Annotated in this window: 25 protein-coding genes; 11 read left to right on the plus strand and 14 right to left on the minus strand. The window is 54.4% G+C overall.

What is annotated here, in order from left to right:
* From TA5113_RS15870 to TA5113_RS15880, 3 genes are read left to right on the plus strand one after another with little or no spacing between them, the layout of a single operon-like run.
* A complete protein-coding gene (locus tag TA5113_RS15870; protein ID WP_058315902.1) occupies positions 1-936 on the plus strand; it encodes an ABC transporter permease in 936 nt (311 codons plus the stop codon).
* A gap of 36 nt (positions 937-972) precedes the next feature.
* Positions 973-2,484: a class I adenylate-forming enzyme family protein gene (locus TA5113_RS15875; RefSeq protein ID WP_058315901.1), complete on the plus strand. Its 1,512-nt coding sequence runs from the start codon at positions 973-975 to the stop codon at positions 2,482-2,484.
* Positions 2,481-3,257: a creatininase family protein gene (locus TA5113_RS15880; RefSeq protein ID WP_058315900.1), complete on the plus strand. Its 777-nt coding sequence runs from the start codon at positions 2,481-2,483 to the stop codon at positions 3,255-3,257. The genes TA5113_RS15875 and TA5113_RS15880 overlap by 4 nt, the downstream gene beginning before the upstream one ends.
* Positions 3,258-3,630: 373 nt before the next feature.
* Here TA5113_RS15880 and TA5113_RS15885 read toward each other — a convergent pair whose 3' ends face one another.
* The 7 genes from TA5113_RS15885 to TA5113_RS15915 all read right to left on the minus strand — a co-directional run bounded on the left by TA5113_RS15885 (position 3,631) and on the right by TA5113_RS15915 (position 12,853).
* Positions 3,631-4,191: a class I SAM-dependent methyltransferase gene (locus tag TA5113_RS15885; protein WP_058315899.1), complete on the minus strand. Its 561-nt coding sequence runs from the start codon at positions 4,189-4,191 to the stop codon at positions 3,631-3,633.
* Positions 4,192-4,221: 30 nt separating this feature from the next.
* Positions 4,222-5,616, minus strand: coding sequence for a dihydrolipoyl dehydrogenase (gene lpdA, locus TA5113_RS15890; protein ID WP_058315898.1), 1,395 nt, complete (start codon positions 5,614-5,616; stop codon positions 4,222-4,224).
* A gap of 108 nt (positions 5,617-5,724) precedes the next feature.
* Positions 5,725-6,216: a GNAT family N-acetyltransferase gene (locus TA5113_RS15895; protein WP_082625931.1), complete on the minus strand. Its 492-nt coding sequence runs from the start codon at positions 6,214-6,216 to the stop codon at positions 5,725-5,727.
* 128 nt (positions 6,217-6,344) lie between these two features.
* A complete protein-coding gene (locus TA5113_RS15900; protein WP_058315897.1) occupies positions 6,345-6,917 on the minus strand; it encodes a DUF924 family protein in 573 nt (190 codons plus the stop codon).
* 95 nt (positions 6,918-7,012) lie between these two features.
* On the minus strand, positions 7,013-8,266 hold the full coding sequence (locus tag TA5113_RS15905; protein WP_058315896.1) for an MFS transporter: 1,254 nt from the start codon (positions 8,264-8,266) through the stop codon (positions 7,013-7,015).
* Positions 8,267-8,435: 169 nt separating this feature from the next.
* Complete coding sequence (queA, locus tag TA5113_RS15910; RefSeq protein ID WP_058315895.1) at positions 8,436-9,482, minus strand: tRNA preQ1(34) S-adenosylmethionine ribosyltransferase-isomerase QueA; 1,047 nt, start codon at positions 9,480-9,482, stop codon at positions 8,436-8,438.
* A 32-nt stretch (positions 9,483-9,514) separates the two neighbouring features.
* Entirely contained in the window at positions 9,515-12,853 is a 3,339-nt protein-coding gene (locus TA5113_RS15915; protein ID WP_058315894.1) for a YhdP family protein, read from the minus strand.
* Between the two features lie 85 nt (positions 12,854-12,938).
* On the opposite strand from TA5113_RS15915, the gene bcp reads away from it, so the two are divergent.
* The 5 genes from bcp (at position 12,939) to TA5113_RS15940 (ending at position 17,179) form a co-directional block, all read left to right on the plus strand.
* Positions 12,939-13,406: a thioredoxin-dependent thiol peroxidase gene (gene bcp, locus TA5113_RS15920; protein WP_058315893.1), complete on the plus strand. Its 468-nt coding sequence runs from the start codon at positions 12,939-12,941 to the stop codon at positions 13,404-13,406.
* Positions 13,403-14,227, plus strand: coding sequence for a ferritin-like domain-containing protein (locus TA5113_RS15925; protein ID WP_058315892.1), 825 nt, complete (start codon positions 13,403-13,405; stop codon positions 14,225-14,227). Before bcp ends, TA5113_RS15925 begins: the two co-directional genes overlap by 4 nt.
* Positions 14,228-14,408: 181 nt before the next feature.
* Positions 14,409-15,716 (plus strand): M23 family metallopeptidase, encoded by a 1,308-nt coding sequence (locus TA5113_RS15930; RefSeq protein ID WP_058315891.1) that lies wholly within the window; start codon positions 14,409-14,411, stop codon positions 15,714-15,716.
* Positions 15,706-16,212 carry a bactofilin family protein gene (locus TA5113_RS15935; protein WP_058315890.1) on the plus strand — a complete coding sequence of 169 codons (507 nt, stop codon included), beginning with the start codon at positions 15,706-15,708 and terminating at the stop codon, positions 16,210-16,212. Before TA5113_RS15930 ends, TA5113_RS15935 begins: the two co-directional genes overlap by 11 nt.
* Before the next feature lie 91 nt (positions 16,213-16,303).
* Positions 16,304-17,179 carry a DMT family transporter gene (locus tag TA5113_RS15940; RefSeq protein ID WP_058315889.1) on the plus strand — a complete coding sequence of 292 codons (876 nt, stop codon included), beginning with the start codon at positions 16,304-16,306 and terminating at the stop codon, positions 17,177-17,179.
* Here TA5113_RS15940 and TA5113_RS15945 read toward each other — a convergent pair.
* From TA5113_RS15945 to TA5113_RS15955, 3 genes are all read right to left on the minus strand, one after another.
* Positions 17,176-17,808 (minus strand): class I SAM-dependent methyltransferase, encoded by a 633-nt coding sequence (locus TA5113_RS15945; RefSeq protein ID WP_058315888.1) that lies wholly within the window; start codon positions 17,806-17,808, stop codon positions 17,176-17,178. The genes TA5113_RS15940 and TA5113_RS15945 overlap by 4 nt on opposite strands.
* Positions 17,809-17,832: 24 nt before the next feature.
* A complete protein-coding gene (locus TA5113_RS15950; RefSeq protein ID WP_220387218.1) occupies positions 17,833-17,994 on the minus strand; it encodes a helix-turn-helix transcriptional regulator in 162 nt (53 codons plus the stop codon).
* Positions 17,995-18,060: 66 nt separating this feature from the next.
* Positions 18,061-18,510 carry a hypothetical protein gene (locus TA5113_RS15955; RefSeq protein ID WP_058315886.1) on the minus strand — a complete coding sequence of 150 codons (450 nt, stop codon included), beginning with the start codon at positions 18,508-18,510 and terminating at the stop codon, positions 18,061-18,063.
* Positions 18,511-18,713: 203 nt separating this feature from the next.
* On the opposite strand from TA5113_RS15955, the gene TA5113_RS15960 reads away from it, so the two are divergent.
* The gene (locus TA5113_RS15960; protein WP_058315885.1) at positions 18,714-19,208 is read left to right on the plus strand and encodes a gluconokinase; all 495 of its coding nucleotides are present in this window, start codon (positions 18,714-18,716) and stop codon (positions 19,206-19,208) included.
* 8 nt (positions 19,209-19,216) lie between these two features.
* On the opposite strand, the gene TA5113_RS15965 is transcribed toward TA5113_RS15960, so the two are convergent.
* From TA5113_RS15965 to TA5113_RS15975, 3 genes are all read right to left on the minus strand, one after another.
* A complete protein-coding gene (locus tag TA5113_RS15965; protein ID WP_058315884.1) occupies positions 19,217-20,197 on the minus strand; it encodes a DUF3179 domain-containing protein in 981 nt (326 codons plus the stop codon).
* A gap of 82 nt (positions 20,198-20,279) precedes the next feature.
* Positions 20,280-20,828, minus strand: a complete 549-nt coding sequence (locus TA5113_RS15970) for a peptidylprolyl isomerase (RefSeq protein WP_058315883.1) — start codon at positions 20,826-20,828, stop codon at positions 20,280-20,282.
* The gene (locus TA5113_RS15975; RefSeq protein ID WP_058315882.1) at positions 20,818-21,327 is read right to left on the minus strand and encodes a peptidylprolyl isomerase; all 510 of its coding nucleotides are present in this window, start codon (positions 21,325-21,327) and stop codon (positions 20,818-20,820) included. The genes TA5113_RS15970 and TA5113_RS15975 overlap by 11 nt, the downstream gene beginning before the upstream one ends.
* Positions 21,328-21,466: 139 nt before the next feature.
* Here TA5113_RS15975 and TA5113_RS15980 point away from each other — a divergent pair, with 139 nt between their 5' ends.
* Positions 21,467-22,645 (plus strand): phosphoglycerate kinase, encoded by a 1,179-nt coding sequence (locus TA5113_RS15980; protein ID WP_058315881.1) that lies wholly within the window; start codon positions 21,467-21,469, stop codon positions 22,643-22,645.
* A gap of 227 nt (positions 22,646-22,872) precedes the next feature.
* Positions 22,873-23,766 (plus strand): fructose bisphosphate aldolase, encoded by an 894-nt coding sequence (locus TA5113_RS15985; RefSeq protein WP_058315880.1) that lies wholly within the window; start codon positions 22,873-22,875, stop codon positions 23,764-23,766.
* Positions 23,767-23,830: 64 nt separating this feature from the next.
* Here the strand turns inward: TA5113_RS15985 and TA5113_RS15990 are convergent, their stop codons facing one another.
* Positions 23,831-25,012 (minus strand): phytanoyl-CoA dioxygenase family protein, encoded by a 1,182-nt coding sequence (locus tag TA5113_RS15990; RefSeq protein ID WP_058315879.1) that lies wholly within the window; start codon positions 25,010-25,012, stop codon positions 23,831-23,833.
* Positions 25,013-25,069 lie beyond the last annotated feature (57 nt).

The following is a 25,069-nucleotide window of genomic DNA, read 5'->3' on the forward strand; positions in this document are numbered from 1 at the left end:
ATGGATATCCCTGAGCTTGCATTTCTGACCACTTGGATCGCCGCTTCAGTCCGGCTGACTGGCCCATTGCTCTTGGCAAGTCTGGGCGAATTGATCAGCGAGCGCGCAGGCGTTTTGAACGTGGGAATTGAAGGCACAATTCTACTGGGCGCTTTAGCGGCATACCTCGGAGCGATCTGGAGTGGCTCACCTTGGATTGGGGCGCTGGCGGCGGCGGGTATTGGCATTCTTGTAAATGCCTTTCTCGCTTGGATGTATGTTATCGTAAAAGCAAGCCAAGTGGTTGTCGGCATTATCTTCAATGTGCTGGCGATGGGCATAGCAAGCTATGCGTTTCGCACCATCATGGGGGATGTCCCGCGTATTCAAACAGCGCCGATGATGCCCGAAATCTCTATTCCCGGTCTGAAAGAGCTCCCACTAATCGGGCCAGCACTCTTTGGCCAATCCGTCATGTTCTATATCACGATCCTGATCGCGCTAGGAACCGGTTGGCTGATGTTCCGCACGCGGTTTGGGCTAAACCTGCGGGCTGTTGGAGAGTACCCCAAAGCGGCGGCCGCTGCTGGCATCAACGTGGTGCGGATGCGCATCATCGCTGTGCTGGCTTGCGGGCTAGGCGGAGGATTGGCCGGCGCTTACTTTGTGCTCGTCCAGATCGGCTTGTTCCGTGACACAATTGTCCAAGGTCGAGGCTTCATTGCACTGGGGATCGTTATCTTGGCGCGCTGGAACCCATATCTGGCCATCCTCGCGGCCTTTGGCTTTGCGTCAATGGACGCGCTCGCATTGTCCCTGCAGCTTTTCGACCTGCCTCTCCCGACGCAAGCGCTTGTAGCGCTGCCCTACCTGCTTACGGTTCTGGCCGTGTCAGGCGTCTTTGGTCGATCCCGTAACCCAGCGGCATTGATGATCCCCTATCACGCCGATCGTTAACTCAAAAATCTCTGACACCTTTCAAGGAGACCTCTCATGCTATTACATCAGCTCATCACCGATGGCGCCAATCGCCGCCCCGACCACACAGCATTTCACTGGGTCGAACGTGACAAGTCCCTGACTTACACGCAGGCGTACCAACAGATCGAGGCGACTGCAGGCGCGTTCCACGACCTGGGCGCACGTAAAGGGGATCGGATCACAATCTTTGCGCACAATGGTATGGACTATCTGCTGTCAATGTTCGCGGCGTGGCGGATTGGCGCGATTTCTTCGCTGGTGAATGTAAAGCTGGCCGATGATCTGGATTACTATTTCAACGACCATAAACCAACGCTGGTTGTCTATACACACGACAAGCTTGCCGAGACTATCGCGGCTTCCAAAAAAGTCGGCACAGTAAAACACCTGATTTGCATGGACGGTAAACAAGAGGGCGCGTTGAGTTTCCCTGAACTGTTGGAGGCGAACCTGCCAGCGCCGGTTGACCCGGGTGACGAAAGCGCAATCGCGCACTTGTCGTACACCTCTGGCACGACGGGTCAGCCAAAGGGCGCATGTCTGGCGCACGAACCAACGATGGTGGCATCGTCCTGCATCGGTGAGCGTCTGCGCTATTCCCGCGATGACATTTCTTTTGGCCCTTCGGCCTTGTCATCATCCTACCAGCTGGTCGCCAACATCCTGCCGCCGTTGAAAAACCTGGCCACTTGCATCGTCATGAAAGACTGGGCCGCAGATACGGGTTACAAAGCGCTTAAAGACACCAAGGCGACGATCTTTGTTGGTAATCCGCCAGTACTGACCGATGTTCTTGAACAATCGCGGCTACATGGCGGCGCGCCCGAAAACCTGCGCCTTGGCACCTCTGGTGGTGGACCCGTTCCGCCGACTCTGAAGCAAGCTTGGCGCGACGAACTAAAACTGCCCTTGGTCGAAAGCTATGGCCAAAGCGAAATCGGGGGCTTCTTTGCTCTTGGCGACCCGACCCTTCCGACAGACGAACATTTTGGCGCTGTCGGCCGTCCTCTGCCTGACAAAGAAGTGCGTATCTTGGGTACCGATGGGACAGAGCTGCCTCAGGGCCAAGTTGGCGAAGTTTGTTTGCGCGGTGGCTTCATGGCTGGTTATTGGGAAAAACCAGAAAAAACGACTGAAGCGACAGCGGATGGCTGGTTGCACTCCGGTGATGTGGGCCAGATGTCTGAAGATGGCTATCTGACTATGCGCGGTCGGGTGAAAGAGCTTTTGAACGTAGCTGGCGAGACTTGGTTCCCGCGGGATGTCGAAGAAGCCTTGATGCTGGTTGAGGGCATCCGTGAAGCGGCAGTCATTGGTCTGGATCAGGCGGATGGCACGCACAAGCCGGTGGCCTTTGTCACAGGCGAAGGCATTGATCCGGAAGCTGCAATTGCTGCGATTGAAGGCAAAACACCCTATACGCTAACAAGCCTGACAGTGCGCGCGATTGACGAGTTCCCAATGACGCCAACCGGAAAAATTGCTAAAGCAACGCTTAAAGCACAGGCCATGGAGGCAGCATGAACCGCAATATCAACGAGCTGACCTGGCAGGAGGTGGCCGCGCTGGACCTCTCCAAGGATGGCGCTATCGTCTTGCCGATTGGATCAATCGAGCAACATGGCCCGCACCTGTCCACGGATTGTGATCTGGTCTTTTCTGAAAAGTTCCTCGAAATGTCTCTGGCGCAGCTTGCGCCAGAGGTCAAAATCTGGCGGCTTCCGATGTTGCCGATTTCCAAATCCAATGAACATGTCGGATTTCCAGGAACTTGGTCTCTGTCGGCAACCACGCTGATGGCGGTGATCAAAGACATCGCTTTAAGTGCGAAGGCGAATGGCTTTCGCCGTATTGTCCTTTGGAACTGTCACGGAGGCAACAGGGCTTTGCTGGAAGTGCTCGCTCGCGACATTCGAATTGAAACTGGCTTGATGACGTTCCAGATATTCGCATCCGGTGCGACACCGGACCCATTGGAACCGCTTGATCCCCGCGAGCCAGATTACGGTATTCATGCAGGGGAATGGGAAACGTCTATGATGATGGCCGTGTCCCCGGACCGTGTGCGCGAAAACAAACGCGACTGCGCTTTCCCAGATTTTCAGTCAGAAACTTTGGCGTTAGAGCTGACCGGGGCCACCATTGGATGGGTGACGTCTGATTTCATGACGTCGGGCACTTGGGGGGACGCGACGGCGGCGTCGCTTGAGCGCGGAGAAGCTCGTTTAGGGCCGCTCATTGAACGTTTGACAACTGTACTTGCGGAAATCGCGAGCTTTGAAATCAAACAGAATTAGCGGTAGCTGTTTCCCCAGCGGTCACCAGAACGGCCTAACGTGCCTAAACACTATTAAATTCCATCGCCTCCGGGTAGATGAGATCTTCAACATTGGAGACAAGTTAGGACTTCACCCGTATTGTGTGAGTTGCCTTTAGCCTGATTTGATGGGTGCTGCGAATTTCCGATATGTGATCTGAAGCCTCAAAGAGCTGACCCGCAACCTACGGTGGCTTTGGTCCGTTTTCCAATTACTACCAAGGTCCGCGTACTGTGTTTGGCGGGCCTTCGTACCCCACGCAACATCCGTAGGTTTTGGGCTCCAAGCTGCCATTCGCTGCAGATGCACTGGCGATTGCACCCAACCAAACCAGACTATTCCAAGTGTTAGCTCAAGCCTTACGCGCCAAAGCCCAAGCGACTATCGGAAAGTTCCGGTCGTTGTCCAAATTGTCAGTCTCTTTGACATGCTCTGGCGGCCAATCAGGCTCTAGGTTGCGCATCGCCGCTTCGCGGTTGCCCCATTGGGCGGACCGCACCTGACCCTCTTCAAACCCGCCTTCAATCAGCAGGTTCTTCAACCCCCGCGCAGACCAGCGCGAGCAATCATGAGGGGCTGCGTGGTAAGGAATGTGAAACGGCACGGCGAGCCAGAAATAGCCGCCCGGGCGCAGCATTTCCATCACGTGTTTGACGGCTGCATAGGGGCGATCCAGATGCTCCCACACTTGGTTGGCGAGGATCAGATCGTATTTCAGCACTTCCCCATCTGCGTATTTCACGGGACCCTTACAGATGTCATGGGCCGGATACTTGTATTGCACATAGGATTTGGTTTTGAGGTTCACGCCCCATTGGCCGGAAATCTCAGCAACATCCATGTCTTCAGCACCGATCTCTTCCATCATACGACGGCTGCGACGGTTCATAATGATCCGGTTTAGGCTGGGCATTCTGCACGTGTCCTCTAATGGGGCCTCAGATTATATATGCAGCGCTCTTCCATAGGCGTCGAGAACGCTTTCGTGCATCATTTCAGAAAGCGTTGGGTGCGGGAAGACGGTTTGCATTAAATCTTCTTCGGTTGTCTCCAATTGGCGACCAACCACATAGCCTTGGATCATCTCTGTCACTTCAGCGCCTACCATGTGAGCACCGAGAAGCTCGCCTGTTTTGGCATCAAAGATGGTTTTTACCATGCCCTCGGCTTCGCCCAAGGCGATGGCCTTGCCGTTGCCAATAAATGGGAACCGACCGACTTTTATGTCATACCCGGCATCTTTGGCTTTCTCTTCCGTAAGCCCCACTGAGGCCACCTGTGGGTGGCAGTAGGTGCACCCAGCAATGCTCTCTGGCTTCACCGGATGGGGTTTGCCGCCTGCAATGAGTTCGGCAATCATCACCCCTTCATGGGAGGCTTTGTGCGCCAGCCAAGGCGCTCCGGCCACGTCACCAATCGCATAGACCCCATCCACGCCGGTTCGGCAGTATTCATCGGTAATGACATGGGTGCGGTCGATCTTCACACCAAGTGCTTCAAGCCCCAAGCCTTCGACATTGCCCACGATGCCAACGGCGGATATTACGCTGTCAAAGTCATGTTTGGTGACCTTGCCGCCAACCTCAATATGAGCTGTAACTTTGCCTTTGCCCCGATCCAGCTGCTTCACCATGGCTTTTTCCATGATGGTCATGCCTTGCTTTTCAAAGGACTTCTTCGCGAAGGTGGAAATTTCGGCGTCTTCGACAGGCAAAATCCGATCCATGACTTCGACGACGGTCGTGTTAGCCCCAAGCGTGTTGTAGAAACTTGCAAATTCAATGCCAATCGCACCGGATCCGATCACCAAAAGATTCTTTGGCATCCGTGGCGGTTGCAGCGCGTGTTTGTAGGTCCAGACCAGATCGCCATCCGCCTCAAACCCCGGCAACTCTCGCGCCCGCGCTCCTGTCGCCACGACAATGTGTTTCGAAGTCAGTTCCTCAACACCTTTATCGGTTTTGACCGCCACCTTGCCCTTGGCCGGTATGGTCGCCTCTCCCATAAAGGTGGTGACCTTATTTTTCTTCATCAGATGGCCAATGCCAGAATTCAGCTGCTTGGCCACGCCGCGCGAGCGTTTCACGACGGCGTCCAGATCGTAAGAAATATTCTCCGCGCTCAGACCATAGTCTTTGGCATGGTTCATCAGGTGAAAGACTTCAGAGGACCGCAGCAGCGCCTTGGTCGGGATACAGCCCCAGTTCAGACAAATCCCGCCCATATGCTCGCGTTCAATGATGGCGACCTTGAGACCAAGCTGCGCGCCACGAATGGCGGCCACATAGCCTCCGGGCCCTGCCCCGATCACAATCATATCAAAGGATTTGGCGGCCATGGTCTGCTCTCCCCTCAGGTTTGACTTTGGAGAGAACCTTAAAAGGGCCTCAGGGAAGTGCAACGAGGTTTTTCAACCGACACCTGAAAATACCAAGTCCGTCACTGTTCACTTCGTGACTTTCATTGGAAGAATGCGCCCCCAATCGCTGTCAAATGGATCCGCATAGGCACTAAAACCAATCCTTTCAAAAACCGCAATCGCGCGGGTATTTTCTGGATCTGGATCAGTGGCCACAACTGGTGCACCTGAATTAAACAAATTGGCCACATGCGCAGCGATGAACGCACGGCCATGCCCCTGCCCCAATAGATCAGGCTCGCCAATGAATTGATCGATGCCACGCGATCCTTCGGGCAAATGTGCGAAATGGTGGTCAAACGGCCAGCCGTGCACCGCGTAGTCTTGGATATATGCGAAGGGCCTCCCGTTGAGGCGAACAATCCAACGTTTCACGAGCGGCGAAGCAATGGCCTCTTCGTCTTCCTCATCATCTTCTCCCCACCATTCCAGAACATGGGGCTGCGCTCGCCACCTGTTGAACAAACCGGTGTCGGCTTGCTGCATGATGTGGAACTGGTATAGGGCGCGCTTTGACATCCTCCCAAGCCTGCGCTGCGTACCCCTTTCGTGCAAGGTCTATGAGCGAAATCGATCGCAACAAACAAAAACCGCGCAAGGAAGGACCCTCACGCGGTTTCTAATTCAAAGAGATGGGCGGGCGGCTGTTAAGCTGCCTGCATGGCTTGAACGGTTGTCCCGTAACCACCCTTGGCCAAGTATGCCAATTCCAATTGGGTACTCTTACGCCCCAGATCATCGTTGCGATGGGGGAATCGACCGAATTCACGGATCACTTCGCGATGCGCTCGGGCATGCAAAAGGTTCGCTTCCGAATTCTCTAGACGGTCTTTGATCAAGCGCACACAGCGGTCCTGATCGCACTGGTTTTCTGAATGCATCAGCGGCATGTAGAAAAACATCCGTGCGGGCTGATCGATGCGCGTGTCCCACTTTTTGGAAATCGCAGTCTTGGCCGCGCACAGCGCTCGGCGGTCAGAGGCAAATGACTTGCCATCCCCGCGGAACATGTTGCGTGGGAATTGGTCCATCAGAATGACATAAGCCAAAGACCCAGTGGGGTATGTAAGCCATTGCCCCAAACCACCGGCCATACCTTCTTCCCAGGTGCTTAAAAACCTGTCGCGAATGGTCTGATCCAGCTCATCTGAAGCAACGTACCAGTCCTTGGGCTCGACCTCGTCAAGCCAGAACTTCAAAATCTCCTCAGGCCCTGCCATAGCCCAACTCCTTTTCAGAGACATAAATCCGTTACAAAAAATTTACGCACGAACTGCCCCAAGGTAAAAGTCATAAAATACTTCAAAACCGCAATTTATCTCTCATTTTCGCTTTCTAGCGCTTCTTCGGCAACAATTTGGGCAACCTCAAAAGCGACCGGCGAGGATGTTGGCGCTATCGGCGTGTAGCTTGCGGTATCGTCCACCGATGGAGCAGGACGTTGCGCGGTTCGATAGGCCGCGTAAGCGGCGAGAATCGCCATCAAGCCGACCATGTATCCAAAGTAAGAAACCGGTCCAAACTGGGTCATGAGCCAACCAATCACCAGCGGTCCTGAGATAGCGCCGAGCCCGTTGATGAATAGAAGACTTCCCGAGGTGCCCGCCATCTCTTCCAAAGATACGAAGTCATTGGTGTGAGCCAGAAGCAGCGAATAAAGCGGGTTGGCCGTGCCCCCCAAAATGAACCCCGAAACCAGCATCAGAGCAAAGTTGTCGAGCGACAGCATGCCCGCAATCCCGCCGACGACACTGACCAGCGACACGACAAGAATCAGAAAACGTCGATCAACGCGGTCAGATATCCAGCCGATAGGGAATTGAGTGAGCATCGCGCCAATGTAAATCGACGCGACAAACATGGTGATCTGCGGAATAGTCAGCCCGGCAGTCGTTCCAAAAACAGCGGCCATACCAAATTGAGCGGCAAACATCCCCCCCAGCAGAAATATCCCCACGAAGCCCAAAGGCGATACCCGCCAGAGATCGCGAAAGCTCATATTGTTGGTTTGCTCAAACGCCGGTGTCGGCGTGATCGACAAAAGGATCGGAGCGAAGGAAATAGAGATCAAAACCGATGGGATCACAAAAAGCACAAAGCCTGACGGATCGCCAAGCAACAGCACAGCTTGCGCAGCAATGATCCCCACCATCTGAACGATCATATAGAATGACAGCGCCTGGCCGCGGTTTTCATTACTGGCGGCGTTGTTAAGCCACCCTTCGGCGGTCACATACACACCCGAGAAGCAAAATCCGATGATGATCCGAAGAACCACCCAGGCCCATGGATCTGACACGACCGGAAAGAGGATCAGACAGGCTGAGATGAAAGAGGCGAGCGCCGCAAAGACCCGCACATGTCCCACGCGGCGGATCATTTCGGGCGTCAATTTAGAGCCTCCGAGAAAGCCAACAAAATAAGCGGACATGACAAAGGACATTTCGGCGGTCGAGAACCCTTCGATCTCGCCACGCAGACCCAGCAAGGTGCCGTGCATACCGTTGCCCAACATAAGCAACAAAATCCCAAGCAATAGCGCCCAGGCCCCGGAAAGGAATTGGATCATTCAAGTCACTCCGAAAGATCAGCTAAGTTTTTGTGCGCTTAAATTCTGATTCCGCCAAGCGAGAAATGAAACGCGCCGCCAACTATTCTGGGTGAAACCAATCCTGCTTCACCTTTGCAAAAATACTCAAATCCGCGCGCTCAACAGGCGGCAAGGTTCAGGGTCAGCGTTAAGGCAGTAAAAGCGATGAATCCCCATAGGAAAAGAACCGATAGTCGTTCTCAACCGCATGGGCATAGATCTCACGCACCCGTTCTTGCCCCATCAAGGCAGAGACCAGCATCATCAGCGTTGACTTCGGCAAATGGAAATTTGTCATCAGCGCGTCGGCCACATGAAATTCAAACCCCGGATAGATGAAGATATCTGTCTCCCCCTCCCAAGGGGCGATCTCACCATCTCTTGCGGCGCTCTCGATCAAACGCAGGGCTGTTGTGCCAACGGGGATCACGCGCCCTCCGGCGGCTTTGGTGGCTTTAATCTCAGCGGCGGCCTCTGCGCTAACGCGTCCCCACTCGGCATGCATTTTATGGGTGGTGACGTCCTCTACCTTCACAGGCAAAAACGTGCCCGCCCCCACATGCAAGGTAACATGCGAAAACTGCACGCCCATTTCGACGAGACTCGCCAACAGTGCTTCGTCGAAATGCAAAGATGCAGTCGGTGCCGCGACCGCCCCTGAATGACGCGCAAACACAGTCTGATAATCGGTCTTGTCCTGATCATCCGCTGCCCGTTTGGCCGCAATATAGGGTGGCAACGGCATCGCACCAGCAGATTGCAATGCCGCCTCAAATGCATCCCCATCAGCCTCAAATTGCAGAATTGCCTGACCGTCTTCTTTGCTTTCAAGCGTCGCCGTGAAATCCTGAGCGAAGTGGATCACTTCCCCTTCATTGATCTTTTTCAGAGGCTTCAGCAAAGCACTCCACTGCCCTTCCCCCTTTGGCTCAAGCAAGGTGACTTCGATCTTGGCTTTGACGGCCCCTTGCGCACTGTCGCGATGGCGATAGCCCGTCAGGCGCGCAGGAATGACTTTCGTGTCGTTAAGGACAAGGCGGTCACCGGGACGAAAAAACTGAGCGATATCTGAAACACGCGCATCAATGAAACGATCCGGCGTCGCCACCAAAAGCTTTGCTGACGTGCGCGGTTTCGCAGGCCGCGTCGCGATCAAACGATCCGGCAAGTCAAAATCAAAATCCGATAGCTGCATGGGGGCTGATCCGCTGCTTTGGGTCCGTTCGTTTACTGGCTGTCCGACCCTTCGGTCTGCGCCTCAGATGGCACCTGAGTCGGACGGCGGAAAATGTCTCGCAGGAAGCCGGGCGTCAAGACGGAAAGCGGGTTCACAGAAACCGATGGATTCTCTGATGACCCGCGCAGCGAATAGTTAAACCCAAACAGACCCTCACCGCGTTTAGATACGGGACGTCCGATGGCATTGATCAGGTATATTGGTGACACCACACCCTGCATGTCCAGCTGCCCATTGGTGAGGTTATAGATGCCATCCATGGAAATCCCCATCGACGGGCCGGCAGCGCTGCCTTGTGTCAAATGGGCATAGGTTGGAGTGAGTTTGAACTCCGCATTTACATCGGCAAACGCGATGCCTTCGCCGCCCAGTTGCTCAATTAAGCCCACAACACTAATTGCATTTAAAAGTTCAGCCATTGCAGGGGCATCTTTGACACGAACTGAAGACGCTTTGAGACGCCCGTCAAACTCTCCGTCGGCACCTGTTGGGATCAAAGTCACATCTAGATCACCACCAACCGCTTGCTTCAGAATACCTGCAGAGCGAAGCGTGCCGCCCGCATCATTTGATCTAATTCGAACAGCACTGCGTCCATTGCGCGGAACGATAACACCGTTGATCTGCGCGCCACCGTTTACACGGGCGTTGAGTTCGCCATTGAACCCACCGCCCGTCGCAAAGGTTCCGCGCAGATCCGTCAAAGTGATCCCATCTGAAATCGTGACGCGATCCAAAGCTGCTTCAATCCGTGTGCTTTGCGCTGCGCCACCCGGATTACCTTGCGCGGCCGGCGCGTTGCGGAGATCCAGCGTGCCAGAGCGGATCGAAATATTGGGTGTCGCACCCGCTCTTCCGATCAAATCAGCGCTGCCATTCAACCAATTTCCAACACGTACCTGGCTCAATGACACCCGATCCAATCCGCCAGCATTTTTAAGCGAAATCGTTCCCTCGGCTTCGAGTCCCGGCGTCGCCAGAGCAAGCTTGGTCACCTCAAGAGGCGTGCCCAATCGGCCCACCACTTCAAGTGTTCCAGAACGGTTCGCCGATTTGGACCAGCCCAAAGAAGGGATTCCCATCCGCAAACCAACCAGATCTGAAGACACTTCAAAGCGGCCGATTTCACCGCGTTTGAATTTCAAAGCAAACTCGCCAGTGCCCTGCCCTGAAATCATATCAGGCGTGAGCCCGATCTTGAATTCATCGACAAAAGCCTGATTGAGATCGAGCGTCCCAGTCACTGAACTTCGTCCTTCGTTCTCAGGTCTTAGCCCGGCTTCAAATCGCGCTTGAAATGGCACCGCACCAATGCGACCTGATCCTTCCAGCGTCAGTTTTTCATTATTGGCAACCGCCCTCAGTCGCGGTGACGAAATGACTTTGTCCTTAACAAAATGCCCGGTTTTGACATCGGTCAACTCACCCTGCATCGCGAAAACGACATCCTCGGGTGGTAGCTTTTTCTTAAGAGGAAGCTTTAACTGCCCTTCAATCCGCGCATTCCCCTCCGCCAGATCGACCGGAAGCTTGGCCTTTGAAATGAAGGACAACGGTGGGTAGTCCAACAATGCAAGCGTTGCAGTCACGCTGGCATCGGTCTTCAAATTCACTTCTGCAGGTGTTGGTTTGACGCGGGTGTTGGGGATGACAAAGCTGGTCCCCGACACATCGATCACGCCACCCTGTCCCGGCGCAACAATACCCTCATGGGCCATGACCACGAAACGGTCGCCCTCAAGAACTGCCTGACCTCGTCCGCCGGTCACAATCGGCAAAGTCTTAGAATAGCGCACCGAGGCGTCGCGAAACCCAAAATCTAGATAGACATCCGGGCGTGAACCGGGCACCGAGCGCACCGCTAAATTGATGTTTTCAAGCCAACCGGCATAGATATTCTCAGCCACAAATTTGCGCGTTTTTGGCACCGCGTTTTCTGGCCACCAATCAACGACCCGACTTGCTTCTAACGCATCCATGCGCCCGTTCAGCGAGAAAATCCAATCGTCCTCAGTCGCTCCAAGCTTGGCATTTAAGACCAACGATTGGCCCCGATCCTGAACCAGCATTTCGCCAATATGCAGTTCAAATGGATCAAGCTGCAGTCGGAAATCTGCTTGTGCGTGCTCAAGCGCAAAGGGTGCATCAAACAGATCCGCCGGATTGCCAGAAAGCTCTGTCATCGTCATCTGCAAAACCAATGCGTTTGGCAGACCTGTCTCAAAGTCTTCAAGCAATGCTTTGCCTTCCGCGCGCGCCGTCACCCAAGGGCTGTCCACATATAGCTCGTTAAAAACGATGGTATTGGTCTCTGGCGCAAAGGTCAGATAGGCCTGCGCAGCGTTCAAAGGAATTGCACGTGCACCCTCTTCTGGCTGAATGACACCTTCATCAATCTGCAAGGTCGCGCTCAGCGGGCCGATATTGCCATCGTCATCAATCGCAACCCGCATCGCCCCAGAGATCGGCGCATTTATCAGATTGAGCCAGGTCAACGCTGGCGATTGGCTGGCAATATCCTGAGACACCACGTCTTCAATGTTCACGCCAAAGGCGGCTGATGTTTCTCCTAAGGTGCTTTCGTAGTTGAACTCGATGGTCGAGACGTAATCACGCCCCCCAAGTAGCGCCAGATTAGAAGACATCCGCAATTGATCGTCGTCCCGGCGCATCTGCATCTGACCGCCATCCACGGTCCACGACCGATTGGCGCGCAGGTCATCAAACTGAACCGTTAAAGCATCGACATCGACGGAATTGAGCCGTTCAAATTGCGGCAAAGTCAGCCAGTCGTCGATTTGGTTCACAACATCAGAAAGCGCGGTGCTGCGGCGGTCGGCAGTATTGGGATTACCCACAGAAACCGCGACCTCGCCTTCTGCCTCGCGACGCGCGGTCAAGAAAACGCCTGACAAACGGATGTCACGCGGCGCGACCTGACGTTGCAAAAGCCGCGTGTAAGACAGTGACGTTTCCGCCTCAGAAAACTCGATCGCTGGCCCACCATCCTTTGGGGTGATCACCACACGTTCCAGCAAGATCCGAGGATGCCAATCCGCCTCAACTTCAATTGTCAGATTATCAAAGCTGACATCCGCATCTGGCAATGCTCTGGAAAACTGATCGACCGCCATGTTGCGCAACCAGTCCGGCGCTTGGATCGCGCGTTCATGGCTGTAAAGTAGCCCAACAACAACGCCGACACACAACACCAGCACAAACACGACAGTGCCCAGCACCGTCCACCAGCTCCAATGGCGCTTGCGCTTTGGCTGGGAAGCCTGATCTGGTTCAGCGGTTTCGCTGTCAGAAGGTTGAGTTTGCGTCATAAATGCCGTGCGGGCCTGATTGGGTTGCTTGTCGTCCTGTCTGCCCTAGCATATAGCGGGATGCAACATTTCCCAAGGAGCGAACATGCTGAATATCGGCGATAAAGCGCCCGACTTCACCTTGCCAGAAACTGATGGTGAAGCGGTCACCCTGTCTTCCCTGAAACCGAGCCCGGTCGTGCTGTTTTTCTATCCACGCGACAACACCAAGGGCTGCACAGTTGAAGCGATCGACTTCACCAATGCAAAAAGCGAATTTGACGCTGCCGGTGTAAAAGTTTTCGGTATTTCCAAAGACAGCCTAAAAAGTCACGCGAATTTCCGGGACAAAAAAGAGCTGACCGTCCCATTGCTTTCCGATGAGGAAAACACGGTGTGCGAAGACTATGGCGTTTGGGCCGAGAAAAGCATGTATGGCAAAAAATTCTTTGGCATCGTGCGCACAACAGTCTTGATTGACGCCGATGGAAATGTCGCCAAAGTCTGGAACAGAGTAAAAGTGCCGGGCCACGTGGATGAGGTTCTGGCGGCAGCGAAGGAACTGACTGCATGAAACCGCTCGCGGAGATGGCCGCAGAGGTCTTAACAACTGCGGACGGCCGCGAAAAAACCGCCCTCTCCCGCAAATACGCGGCAGAGTGGTTTGAGGCGCGCAAAGAAGGTCATGACGTGGTGATTGGCGCAGCCAACCCGCCACTTCAGCCTGCGCGCCCCGAGAAACCCGACCTGCTATCACCACGGGATGTGCCCCGCCGTCGCCCCGGCTCTCGTCCCGGTCAAATCGCGCTTTTGCATGCGGTTGCCCATATCGAACTCAACGCGGTGGATCTCCATTGGGATCTGATCGCACGCTTCACCGACGTCAAATTCCCAATGGGATTTTATGACGACTGGGTCAAAGCCGCCGATGAAGAAAGCAAACATTTCAATCTGATGTGCGACTGCCTCGAAGAACTGGGCAGTTTTTACGGCGAGCTTCCCGCCCATGCCGGCATGTGGCGCGCGGCTGAGGACACGGTCGATGATCTCATGGGACGACTGGCTGTGGTTCCAATGGTGCTTGAGGCGCGTGGGCTGGACGTAACGCCGGGTATGATTGAGATTTTCAAAAAGGCGAAGCTCGACAATGTCATTGCCGCGCTCGAGGTGATTTACGCCGAAGAAGTGGGCCATGTCGCCTATGGTTCCAAATGGTTCCACTTTCTTTGCGGGCGCCATGATTTGGACCCCAAAGAGGAGTTCCATGGTTTGGTACGCAAGTACTTCCACGGCGCCCTGAAACCACCGTTCAATGAGGAAAAGCGCGCTGAAGCAGGTTTGCCGCCGGATTTCTATTGGCCGTTGGCGGATGAAATCCCAGCCAAAACCACCTAAGTCACCCCTTTTAATGGCAAAGACCTGCCGATTATTGCGGGAAAATCTGCTCAAAGTTGTACTGCCACGCAAATTCCTTGCGACGTGCCCCCCTGCTCGGTAATGAACATCTGGATTGAGGATACGTGTTGCTGGGGACAGTGAATGTAGTGCGTATCAAGGGACTAATAAGGGACGGGATGTGAGAACACGTCTGGCTATCCATATTCACGCGTTTCTGGAACGTTTTTTTCCGGAACGCCGCCTTTTCCTTCGCTCTGACACGGACACGCGTTTTATCCGCCTCCGGCCTGGCACCCAGTTGACGGCCTTCGTTGGCGTTGGGCTGGTGATTGCTTGGTCTATCGTTGCCACCGCCATTCTGGTCATGGACAGCATCGGCTCTGGGAATTTCCGTGAACAGGCGAAACGCGACCAGCAAACCTATCAGCTGCGCTTAAACGAGATTTCCGGCGAGCGTGATCTGCGTTCTGCGGAAGCGGTTGCGGCGCAACAACGGTTTAGCGCGGCACTCGCGCAGATCTCGGTCATGCAGTCAGAACTGCTTGAATCTGAGACCCGTCGGCGAGAGCTGGAGACCGGTATTGAAGTGATCCAAGCAACCCTCCGCCGCACCATGAAAGAGCGCGAAGACGCGCGCGGCGCTTTGGCCTTGGCGCAAGGCGAAGCGGCTGAAGGCACCGGCGCCGGCGCAACCGAGCTGAACGCAGCAGGCGTTGACGCTCTTGCGCTGGTTCTCGCGGAAACCGCGAAAGAACGCGACGATATGGAAGCGGAAGCGGCGCTTGCGATTGCCAAAGCCGAAGACATGCGCCTTGAGCTGAAACTTTTGGAAGAGAAAAACGAACAGATTTTCACCCAGCTCGAAGACGCTATGACCGTTTCCGTCGAACCGCTTGAAAAGATGTTCAGCCAAGCGGGCCTGTCTACAAAATCGCTTCTTGAAGAGGTGCGGCGTGGATATTCCGGTCAAGGCGGGCCTTTGACCCAAATGTCAATTTCTACATCTGGCGGCGATCTTGACGCCAATGCAGCCCGCGCCATGGGGCTGCTAAACGATCTGGACCGCTTGAACATGTACCGGATCGCAGCCGAGACGGCACCCTTTGCACACCCGGTACAAGCCGCAAACCGCTTTACAAGCGGATTTGGCATGCGCTGGGGGCGGATGCACAAGGGTTCTGATTTTGCAGCGCCACACGGCACAGCGATCTATTCTACCGCTGATGGAGTGGTCGTCGATGCGGGCTGGTCATCTGGATACGGGCGCCTCATTAAGATCAAACACGCCCATGGAATTGAAACTCGTTACGCCCATTTGGCAAAAATCCGCGTAAAAGAGGGCCAAAGGGTCTCGCGCGGGGAACGTATTGGTGATATGGGCAATTCTGGACGGTCTACCGGCACGCATCTTCACTACGAAGTGCGCATCAATGGTAAGGCTGTGAACCCAATGAATTTTATCAAGGCTGCACGAGATGTTTTCTAAAAGCAAAATCAACGAGCCCGGCACCAAAGCCGCAGAAACCGCGAAACCAGCAGCACCTGAAGCTGCCTCTCCAATCCCGGCAGCCCCTAAGGGAGCAGACATGAATCCGACGACGCCTAAGGCAAAGCCACCAGCATCCGTGCTGTCCTCTGACCTGCACATCACTGGCAACATGAAAACCACTGGTGACATCCAAGTGGAAGGCACTGTCGAGGGCGACATTCGTGCGCACCTGCTGACCATTGGCGAAAGCGCGACAATCAAAGGTGAAGTGGTTGCAGACGATGTTGTCATCAATGGCCGTATCGTTGGTCGTGTCCGTGGCCTGAAAGTCCGCCTGACATCTACCGCACGTGTTGAAGGCGACATCATCCACAAGACGATCGCTATCGAATCCGGCGCACATTTCGAAGGGTCTGTGCAACGCCAGGACGATCCATTGGCCGGCAAGTCCAAGGCCCCTGCTCCGAAACCAGCTGCGGCCAAACCGGCCTAAGCAGTTTCCACAATTGCAGAGTTTAAGAGGCACCTTTAGGGTGCCTTTTTTATTGGACAGCCTTTGGCTGTGGAGGGCTTAGGATTAGCACATGACGAAAAGAACGCTTCATCCCAATGTGGAGGGAAGCCTGTGGATGGTTGCGGCCATGCTTGGCTTTGCTTTGGAAGACAGCTTCTTCAAGGCCAGCACAGAAACGCTTCCCATTGGGCAAGCCATTGTCTTGATGGGTGCGATTGGCGCTTTGATATTCTCTCTGCTTGCCCGCCGCACGGATCAAGCGCTGTTTGTTCCAGAAGTCACATCCCGACCAATGCTGATCCGCGTGGTGTTTGAGTTCACCGGACGTTTGTTTTTCTTCTTGGCGATTGCCCTTGCCCCTTTGTCATCCGCAACAGTGATCCTGCAGGCCACACCAATTGTTGTGGTTGCTGGAGCCGCACTTTTTCTGGGTGAAACCGTGGGTTGGCGACGTTGGGTCGCGATTGCAATCGGTATGGTGGGCGTTCTGATTGTCTTAAATCCACAAGGCGACAGTTTTACATGGCTGTCGGGTTTCGCTGTTCTGGGCATGTTGGGCTTTGCCGGTCGTGACCTTGCCAGCCGCGCGGCACCGGCGTCTTTGACCACATGCATACTTGGCTTTTACGGATTTCTGACCATCGTGGCGGCCGGTGTCGCCTATCGTTTTTGGAGCGGCGAAACCTTTATGACCGTGACCTATGAGAACGGTGTCCAAATTGTTCTGTCCGCCGTATTCGGCGTTCTGGGCTACAGTTCTTTGATGAAAGCCATGCGCACGGGCGAAATTTCGGCCGTAGCGCCTTTCCGCTATTCGCGCCTGTTGATGGGCTTGGCAATTGGCGTCTTGTGGTTTGGCGAAGATCTGACCCTGCGGATGATGATCGGCAGCGCAATCATCATCTTTTCGGGGCTTTTCCTGCTTTGGCGCGGAAAGCGCGCTTAACCCACCCGGCGGGCAACAATAAACACGCCCGCACTTCCGTCAGGCCGCCAATCGAACTCCAATTCGAAACCATGCGAACGCAAAAGGCTTTTCAAGTCTTCACCACTGAAAAACCTGATCTTCGGAAGAATGCCAATCGCGCTCAAAGGCGGTAAGAAAAAGCGTTCTAGACCCTTGCTATCGCCAAGGCACACCGTGGAGGAGAAAAACAAACCACCGGGCTTCAAAGAAGCATGCAACTTGTCCAGCGTCGCTTCGGCATCTTTGACCAAGTGCAGAATGGACATGCCTAGGATCGCATCATAGCCATGGCCAGAAACAGGGGTTGGCCAATCTTCGAAACTTGAGACTTCAAAATTCACGTTTCTAGCGCTGCGCTCCCACAGCTTTTCTTTAGCAATGGCGATCATCTCAGACGAAAAATCAATCGCATCTATCTGGGCAACGCGCGGCGCATGGATCAGCGCCGTTGTGCCCGTCCCGCAACCAAATTCAAGTACTCGATCCGTCGGCTTCAGGTACTCGGCGGTTTTGTCCAATTTTACTTGATATGCATCTGGGTTGGCGACCGGTCTTTTGGCGTATCCACGCGCCATTTTGTTCCAGAAAAAAGTCGGGCTTAACAGCATGATAAAGGTCCTCTGCTCGCGCTCTTATTGCGCGTCGGTGATGTCAAAAACCTCTTCCAGAGGTTTTCCAAAGACCCGCGAAATCAGGATCGCGAGTTCCAGAGTGGGTGAGTATTTTGAATTTTCGATGGCCACGATGGTCTGACGGGTGACGCCAACGCGCTCTGCAAGATCCTTTTGCGTCATTTCATCCGCGTCAAAACGCAACCGCCTGATATTATTCGTGATCTTGAGCTTTGACTTTCCCATCGCTCAGTACCCCCGGCGATAGCTTGCAAAGCGGACAAGATCCGATCCAAGCGCGCCAGCCGCCATGCCAAAATACATTATGTTGAAGCCAACCAAGGCCGAGTAGTTCATGGCAAGCGCGATAATTGCACCGACAAAACCAACCCCTGCGCCGCCGATGACCGCAAAAGCACCGCGGCGTTCAAACATGCGGTCACGTTCATCGACCACAAAACTGGGATTGGCCTGGTTCGTGACAATAGAGTGCACGATATTGAAAAGGATGGTGCCGACGATGGTTGCCACAATGGAATAGCCGATCAGCCAAATCACCATTCGCGCCCAGACATTCACCGCATCCGGGCCGTCAAAGGCGCCTGCGGCATTCATCGCGACCAGCTTGTAAATGACGTAGGTGATCATGGTGAGGTTCACAAAAATGGAAACCACTGTGTTGCGATCCGTAAAGTTCATAGTGCGGCCTCCTTCGGCCAAGTCCGTTGTCTCTTGTGTCTAGTATTTCAAACTTGATGTATGATTTTCAATACATCGTGTATAGTTTTTTTTACACATTAAAGAATAACAAGGACTTAGCCGTCATATTTTTGCGTTCATCGCTTCAAAGAAAGCCAATACCCCGCTAAATGTGACGTGTTTCAAACCAACAGGACCCGCAAATGCAGCCGCGCAGAATCATCGTCATGGGCGTGAGTGGCGTTGGGAAAACGAGCCTTGCACAGGCCCTCGCTGCACACTTCAATGCGGTGTTCATAGAAGGCGATGATCTTCACCCCGAGGCCAATGTGCAGGCGATGCGCGCAGGCCAACCACTGACGGATGAAATGCGCGCGCCTTGGTTAGATGCGGTTGGACAGGCAATTTCGGACATCGACGGCGACGTGGTGGCCACCTGCTCCGCATTAAAACGCGCCTATCGCGACACGTTGCGGGCACAGGTCCCGGACCTTGTGTTTCTTTGCTTGGAAGCGGGCGAGAAAAGTATTCGCGACCGCTTGAAAACCCGAAGCGATCACTTCATGCCTGCCGCTTTGCTAACGTCCCAATTGGAAACTTTCGAACCGCTTACGGATGACGAAAACCATCTGATTATCGAAACGGACTGCACAGCCGACGAAGTGATTGCGAAAGCAATCAAGACCTTAATTAGCTAACCTTTCAGTCAGCCACCCAGCATCCACTCTCCTTCGGGCCAGAACGCGTGGTAGGCAAAGGCAAACATAATGTCGTGGGGCAAATCCTTGCCATTCCCGTCACGCACGCGGATTGATCCAACGTCTTTGCCCTTTCCGATCCGGCTTGTATCCAAAGCCGAGGCCTGCCCTGCCTGCCAGCTGATCTCGACGCCCGCTTCAGTAATCACCGACGTCTCGCCAAATCGACTAAGGGGCCACGCGCGATCTCCGACACGCACAACTCTTTCCAAAGCGCCGATCCCATGCGGCGGCATCTCTCCGTTGTAAAGGAACGGCTTACGCGAGCTGTCATAGCCTTGATATGGGTTGCGCCCATAGGATCGGTTGTATCTTGGCTCATCCATCACTGCGCCGTCTGGGTTACGAGCCACAAATTGTTCCCAACTTTCCATCCAGGTCGGTAGGGTTACCAATTTCTCACCGTTCATCTGACCTACAACCCCCTGCCCGATGGCTTGTTGCCACCAGCTTTGAGTTTCGCGGTCATACATGATCATGTCGGAATTGCGCAGCTTGCCAGACACGCCAAAAGTCAGAACACCGGCAGAGGTGCGCCGGTCAAAAGTGATGCCTGAATTACAAAGCGGACAAAAAGTGACGGCAATCGGCACATCACCCACTTTGTCATTCACGATCTCATGCCATGTCAGATAGCGGATCGGATAGGCCCGTGGTACTTCCCCTTCGATTTCAACCGTGATGACCGGCTCTAACGCATCGATGCGGGTTTCCTCAGCTGCTGCGATAAAATTAGGATCGCTTAGCGCCGGAATACCATCTTTTGGCGGGCCGCCCGACATGACCTCAATCCATTCGACGCTCGTGTTGGTGAAATCAGTCTCTGGCCATTCATGTTTCCAGAAATTCGGGTCAGCGGAGACCGCACTTGTCGCCAGCGACAGACCAGCGGCTGCAATAAAAGTGCGAATAAAATTGGGACGGATCATAGGGCGCTCCAGTTTGCTTAATCAAACTGTGCGCATGTGTGGGGCATTTTCATAGCCCCACACACGGGTTTGTGACCAAGTCTTACTCGGTCACAACCACTTTTGTCATTGCGTCAGGCTGGCCGGTGACGGCACCGGAACGCGGGTGGCCGCGCTTGATCGCGTCCAGAACGTCCAGACCTTCAGTGACTTTCCCCACAACGGTATATTGACCGTTCAAGAAGTAGCCTTGATCAAACATGATGAAGAACTGAGAATTCGCAGAGTTCGGGTTCTGGCTGCGCGCCATACCAACAACACCGCGATCATAAGGCACATCAGAGAATTCCGCAGGCAGATCTGGGAAGCTCGAGCCGCCGGTCCCTGCGCGACGCATGTCACTGCCCATCTTACCATTCTCGACATCACCAGTCTGCGCCATGAACCCATCAATCACGCGGTGGAAGGCCACGTTGTCATAGGCACCCTGCTCTGCCAAAGTTGTGATCCGATCCACGTGCTGTGGTGCCACATCTTCCAGCAGATCGATCTTGATCACGCCATTGGCTTCGCCCGCGACGGTGATCTCAATACCAGAGGCAAACGCTGGTCCGGAAACCAGCGCAGCCATGACTGCAAGCTTAGGCAACATCAGCTGCAACCTTTACAGAGATCATACGGTCTGGGCTCGCCGGTGGCTCACCACGCACAATCGCGTCCACATGCTCCATGCCTTCGATGACGCGGCCATAAACGGTGTATTGACCGTTCAGGAAGTGGTTGTCGTTGAAGTTGATGAAGAACTGAGAGTTCGCGGAATCTGGCATCTGAGAACGCGCCGCACCCAATGTGCCGCGGTCGTGTGGCAGGCTGGAGAATTCCGCCTTCAGGTTTGGCAGATCGGACCCACCTGTACCTGCACGGCTCAGGTTGAAGCCGTTTTCCATGTTGCCGTTTGCCACGTCGCCGGTTTGCGCCATGAAGCCATCAATCACGCGGTGGAAGCAAACGTTGTCATATTGACCGGAACGCGCCAGCTCTTTCATGCGCTCAGAGTGACCCGGCGCCACGTCAGGCAGCAACTCGATCACAACGGTGCCGTCTTTCAGTTCCATCAGGATTGTGTTTTCGGGATCTTTAATGTCGGCCATCTGGCGCTCCTATTGTCTAATTTGAACGCAACCTAGTCATCAATTCCCCGAATGCCAAGATAACAAAGCCAGCATGCCATTGACCTGTCACACCTATCGGTTATTCAGCACCCATACCTTTACGTATAGGAGGCCCAGAATGGCTTGGAAAACCCTCGATGATATGGATCTGAACGGCAAACGTGTGCTGACCCGCGTGGACATCAATGTGCCCATGGAAGACGGCAAGGTCACCGACGCAACTCGGATCATGCGCATCGTGCCAACCATCAAAGACATTCTGGCCAAAGGGGGCTCCCCTATTTTGCTGGCGCATTTTGGCCGCCCAAAAGGAAAACCGGTTCCTGAAATGTCTTTGTCCCCATTGGTGCCGGAGCTTGCGGATGCCTTTGGCACAGAGGTGACTTTCATCGAACGCCCAAGCCGCGACGCCATTGACGCGTTGCCAGCCGATGCGGTTGTGCTGGTGGAAAACACACGCTTTACCCCGATGGAAGAAGCCAATGATCCGCAAATGGCGGGCTTTCTGGCGACATTGGGCGACGTTTACTGCAATGACGCATTCTCTGCCGCGCACCGCGCGCATGCGTCTACTGAGGGCGTCGCCAAACTGCTGCCAAACTGCGCAGGCCGTTTGATGCAGGCAGAGCTTTCCGCGCTTGAAGGCGCATTGGCGACACCACAGCGTCCCGTTGTTGCAGTCGTCGGTGGGGCAAAGGTTTCTACCAAGCTAGAACTTCTGGGCAACTTGGTTGCGAAAGTCGACCACCTTGTGATTGGCGGCGGCATGGCCAATACATTCCTTGCAGCGCAAGGCATCGCTGTCGGCAACTCTTTGTGTGAACACGACCTCGCCGACACGGCCCGCGAAATCCTGTCCAAAGCGGAAACTGCAGGATGCGAGATTGTCCTGCCCGCAGATCTGGTTGTCGCGCGCGAATTCAAAGCGGGTGCTGACAATGAAACCGTCGCCCAAGACGCCTGCCCTGAAGATGCTATGATCTTGGACGCAGGTCCTGCCTCTGTCGCAAAGATCGCAACCATTCTGGAGAACGCCAAAACGCTGATCTGGAACGGGCCGTTGGGTGCGTTTGAAATTGAGCCTTTCAATGCGGCAACAAATGCCGCTGCCGCAAAGGCCGCGGAACTGTCCAAAGCGGGCCAGCTGATCTCTGTTGCCGGTGGCGGTGACACGGTTGCGGCGCTCAACGGCGCAGGTGCGGCAGATGATTTTACTTATATTTCCACCGCCGGTGGCGCGTTCCTTGAATGGATGGAAGGCAAAACTCTTCCAGGCGTCGCGGCGCTGGAAGGCTAAAGTTGCGTTTTCATCGAGCGTCAATCAAAACATCCAAATGTACGAAATTTAAGCGGGCTTTGGCCCGCTTATTTTTTTCGAAAAGCAAATAAAATCAAAAACGTACAAAATCGCACCCAAATTGAGTTTTGTTAGCGATACCTACATTGCATCGTTACATGACCCTCGCATAGAACCCTAAGTAAGGGTGGGAGTCCTGTATATCTAAGTTTTTAAGGCGGAAATTCATGTCGAAACAATCTCAGACTGATCTCATCAAAGCTGGTAAAGGCTTCATTGCGGCACTGGACCAATCCGGCGGTTCCACACCAAAAGCACTGCGACTGTACGGTGTCGAAGAGAGCGCTTACACGAACGAAGACGAGATGTTCGCCCTGATCCATGACATGCGCGCGCGGATTGCGCAGGCCCCGGAATTCACCGGCGATAAAGTGGTTGGCGCGATCCTGTTTGAAAAAACCATGGACGGCGAGATCAATGGCAAACCTTCTGCCACATACCTCTGGGAAGAGCGCGGCGTTGTACCATTCCTGAAAGTCGACAAAGGTCTGGCTTCCGAAGAAAACGGCGCGCAGGTCATGAACCCAATGCCGGAACTGGATGCCCTGCTCGACAAAGCCAATGAAAAAGGCATCTTCGGCACCAAGATGCGCTCTGTCATCCACGCGGCGAACCCTGAAGGGGTGAAAGCGGTGGTTGGCCAGCAGTTTGACGTTGCAAAGCAAATCCTCGCGAAGGGCCTGATGCCGATCGTTGAGCCAGAAGTCACCATTTCCATCGCCGACAAGTCCGAAGCAGAAGAACTGCTGCGTGACGAGATCCTGGCGCAGCTCGATGCGCTGCCAGAAGATCAAAACGTGATGCTGAAACTAACGTTGCCAAACATGGCAAACCTTTATCAGCCACTCGTTGATCACCCACGGGTTCTGCGCGTTGTTGCCCTGTCCGGCGGTTACTCCCGCGAGCAAGCCAATGACATGTTGTCCCAAAACGCGGGCATCATCGCATCCTTCTCTCGCGCATTGACCGAAGGCCTGTCTGCCCAGCAAGACGATGCGGCTTTCAACAGCGTGATTGCGGGCACGATCGACGACATCTATGCGGCCTCTGTCGCGGGCTAAGCCTCCAAGCACCAAATTCACAAAAAGCCCACTGCAATCGCGGTGGGCTTTTTTACTTCACGGATCAGGCGCGCTTCTTCTTCGAGATCTTATCCAAACCTGCTTCAAACTCATCTGGCTTCATCCCTTCGGCCAGCGCACGAAAGAAGAACGCCGCCTGCGTTTCTGGAGCGAGCCCTCCGACTGGCGGATCTTGATCCAAATTGGTCGGGAAAGAATACCCTTCCGCCGATGATGCGATGGCCGCGGCGAGTGCACTCTCCCCCATATCCCCTGCCTTTTTTTCTTTCAAAGCAAATGGATAAAGCAGCCGGCACATCTTGTCTCGATCAACCGTTTCCATAGCGCGCCCAAAGGCTGAGGAAACCTGCAGCAAATTCACAAAGCGATGCACATCTTCGCTTGAGTTGGCACCGGCCGCGTGAAAGAGCGCCGGATTAAAGAACACACAATCCCCTTTGTTGAGCGGCAGCTGCACATAGCGATCTTCAAACAAAGCTCGGAAATCATCGCGTCGCCATGCGGCATAGCCAGCGCGATAGGCCTGCGAAAATGGCAGGAGTTTCGTTGGACCGCTTTCAAGAGACATATTGCAATGAGCAATGCCGCCTTGGAGCGTCAAAATCGGCGACACATCATGCACATGCGCTGGGTAACTTGCGCTGATCTCTGCGGTTTGGAACCCTAGATGATAGTCCCGATGCGCTTGCTGCGCCGCGCCACCCGGATGCACAAGGTTGACTTGCGCTGTCATCTGATAATTTGGGCCGAGCCAGGCTTCGCAAATCGCGGCAATCGCGGGGTTGGCAAAATAGCGCAAGAAAACCTCTGGATCTGCCTCGCAAAGCTTTTGCAGCGCGTTCCACACGCGATCATTTGCTCCAGACGCTGCAAAATGATCGCCAGCACCGCCGTCACCTTCTTTTTCGGATGCGATGATTTCTTCATAGATGCGCGTCGCGTCATCAAGCACCTGCGTGTCACCATAGGCGTTCTTCAGCACCACCACCCCTGCCCCAACACGCAAAACACGAGCCCATTCTCCCATCAATGCGCGTCGCTGCTGCGGATCCGTCAAATCGCCCGCAAGCGCCTGCACATCGTAAATGGGAATGTTTTGCTGAACATCGACCGCCCGGGGAACGTCTGCTGGCTGAGTTGTTTGCTCAATGATCTCGGCGAAATCCTCTAGCCGACAGGCGTCTGGATCGTAATAGGCAACATTGGCTTCTGGCATGTCTTTCATGACCGGTCCTCCCTTATCTAATGACAAAGTAGCGCGCAAAACCCTTGCGCGGCCGCC

The sequence above is a fragment of the Cognatishimia activa genome, from assembly GCF_001458335.1.
In the GTDB taxonomy this organism is placed as follows: Bacteria; Pseudomonadota; Alphaproteobacteria; order Rhodobacterales; family Rhodobacteraceae; genus Cognatishimia; species Cognatishimia activa.

Coding starts and splice junctions, on each gene's coding strand:
- TA5113_RS15880 (WP_058315900.1), top strand. CDS start 2,481: ATGAACCGCAATATCAACGAGCTGACCTGGCAGGAGGTGGCCGCGCTG.
- queA (WP_058315895.1), bottom strand. CDS start 9,482: ATGCAGCTATCGGATTTTGATTTTGACTTGCCGGATCGTTTGATCGCG.
- TA5113_RS15950 (WP_220387218.1), bottom strand. CDS start 17,994: ATGACGCAAAAGGATCTTGCAGAGCGCGTTGGCGTCACCCGTCAGACC.
- TA5113_RS15935 (WP_058315890.1), top strand. CDS start 15,706: ATGTTTTCTAAAAGCAAAATCAACGAGCCCGGCACCAAAGCCGCAGAA.
- TA5113_RS15875 (WP_058315901.1), top strand. CDS start 973: ATGCTATTACATCAGCTCATCACCGATGGCGCCAATCGCCGCCCCGAC.
- TA5113_RS15965 (WP_058315884.1), bottom strand. CDS start 20,197: ATGATCCGTCCCAATTTTATTCGCACTTTTATTGCAGCCGCTGGTCTG.
- TA5113_RS15975 (WP_058315882.1), bottom strand. CDS start 21,327: ATGGCCGACATTAAAGATCCCGAAAACACAATCCTGATGGAACTGAAA.
- lpdA (WP_058315898.1), bottom strand. CDS start 5,616: ATGGCCGCCAAATCCTTTGATATGATTGTGATCGGGGCAGGGCCCGGA.
- TA5113_RS15940 (WP_058315889.1), top strand. CDS start 16,304: ATGACGAAAAGAACGCTTCATCCCAATGTGGAGGGAAGCCTGTGGATG.
- TA5113_RS15915 (WP_058315894.1), bottom strand. CDS start 12,853: ATGACGCAAACTCAACCTTCTGACAGCGAAACCGCTGAACCAGATCAG.
- TA5113_RS15925 (WP_058315892.1), top strand. CDS start 13,403: ATGAAACCGCTCGCGGAGATGGCCGCAGAGGTCTTAACAACTGCGGAC.
- TA5113_RS15980 (WP_058315881.1), top strand. CDS start 21,467: ATGGCTTGGAAAACCCTCGATGATATGGATCTGAACGGCAAACGTGTG.
- TA5113_RS15895 (WP_082625931.1), bottom strand. CDS start 6,216: ATGTCAAAGCGCGCCCTATACCAGTTCCACATCATGCAGCAAGCCGAC.
- TA5113_RS15885 (WP_058315899.1), bottom strand. CDS start 4,191: ATGCCCAGCCTAAACCGGATCATTATGAACCGTCGCAGCCGTCGTATG.
- bcp (WP_058315893.1), top strand. CDS start 12,939: ATGCTGAATATCGGCGATAAAGCGCCCGACTTCACCTTGCCAGAAACT.
- TA5113_RS15955 (WP_058315886.1), bottom strand. CDS start 18,510: ATGAACTTTACGGATCGCAACACAGTGGTTTCCATTTTTGTGAACCTC.
- TA5113_RS15985 (WP_058315880.1), top strand. CDS start 22,873: ATGTCGAAACAATCTCAGACTGATCTCATCAAAGCTGGTAAAGGCTTC.
- TA5113_RS15945 (WP_058315888.1), bottom strand. CDS start 17,808: ATGCTGTTAAGCCCGACTTTTTTCTGGAACAAAATGGCGCGTGGATAC.
- TA5113_RS15970 (WP_058315883.1), bottom strand. CDS start 20,828: ATGTTGCCTAAGCTTGCAGTCATGGCTGCGCTGGTTTCCGGACCAGCG.
- TA5113_RS15990 (WP_058315879.1), bottom strand. CDS start 25,012: ATGAAAGACATGCCAGAAGCCAATGTTGCCTATTACGATCCAGACGCC.
- TA5113_RS15870 (WP_058315902.1), top strand. CDS start 1: ATGGATATCCCTGAGCTTGCATTTCTGACCACTTGGATCGCCGCTTCA.
- TA5113_RS15905 (WP_058315896.1), bottom strand. CDS start 8,266: ATGATCCAATTCCTTTCCGGGGCCTGGGCGCTATTGCTTGGGATTTTG.
- TA5113_RS15960 (WP_058315885.1), top strand. CDS start 18,714: ATGCAGCCGCGCAGAATCATCGTCATGGGCGTGAGTGGCGTTGGGAAA.
- TA5113_RS15900 (WP_058315897.1), bottom strand. CDS start 6,917: ATGGCAGGGCCTGAGGAGATTTTGAAGTTCTGGCTTGACGAGGTCGAG.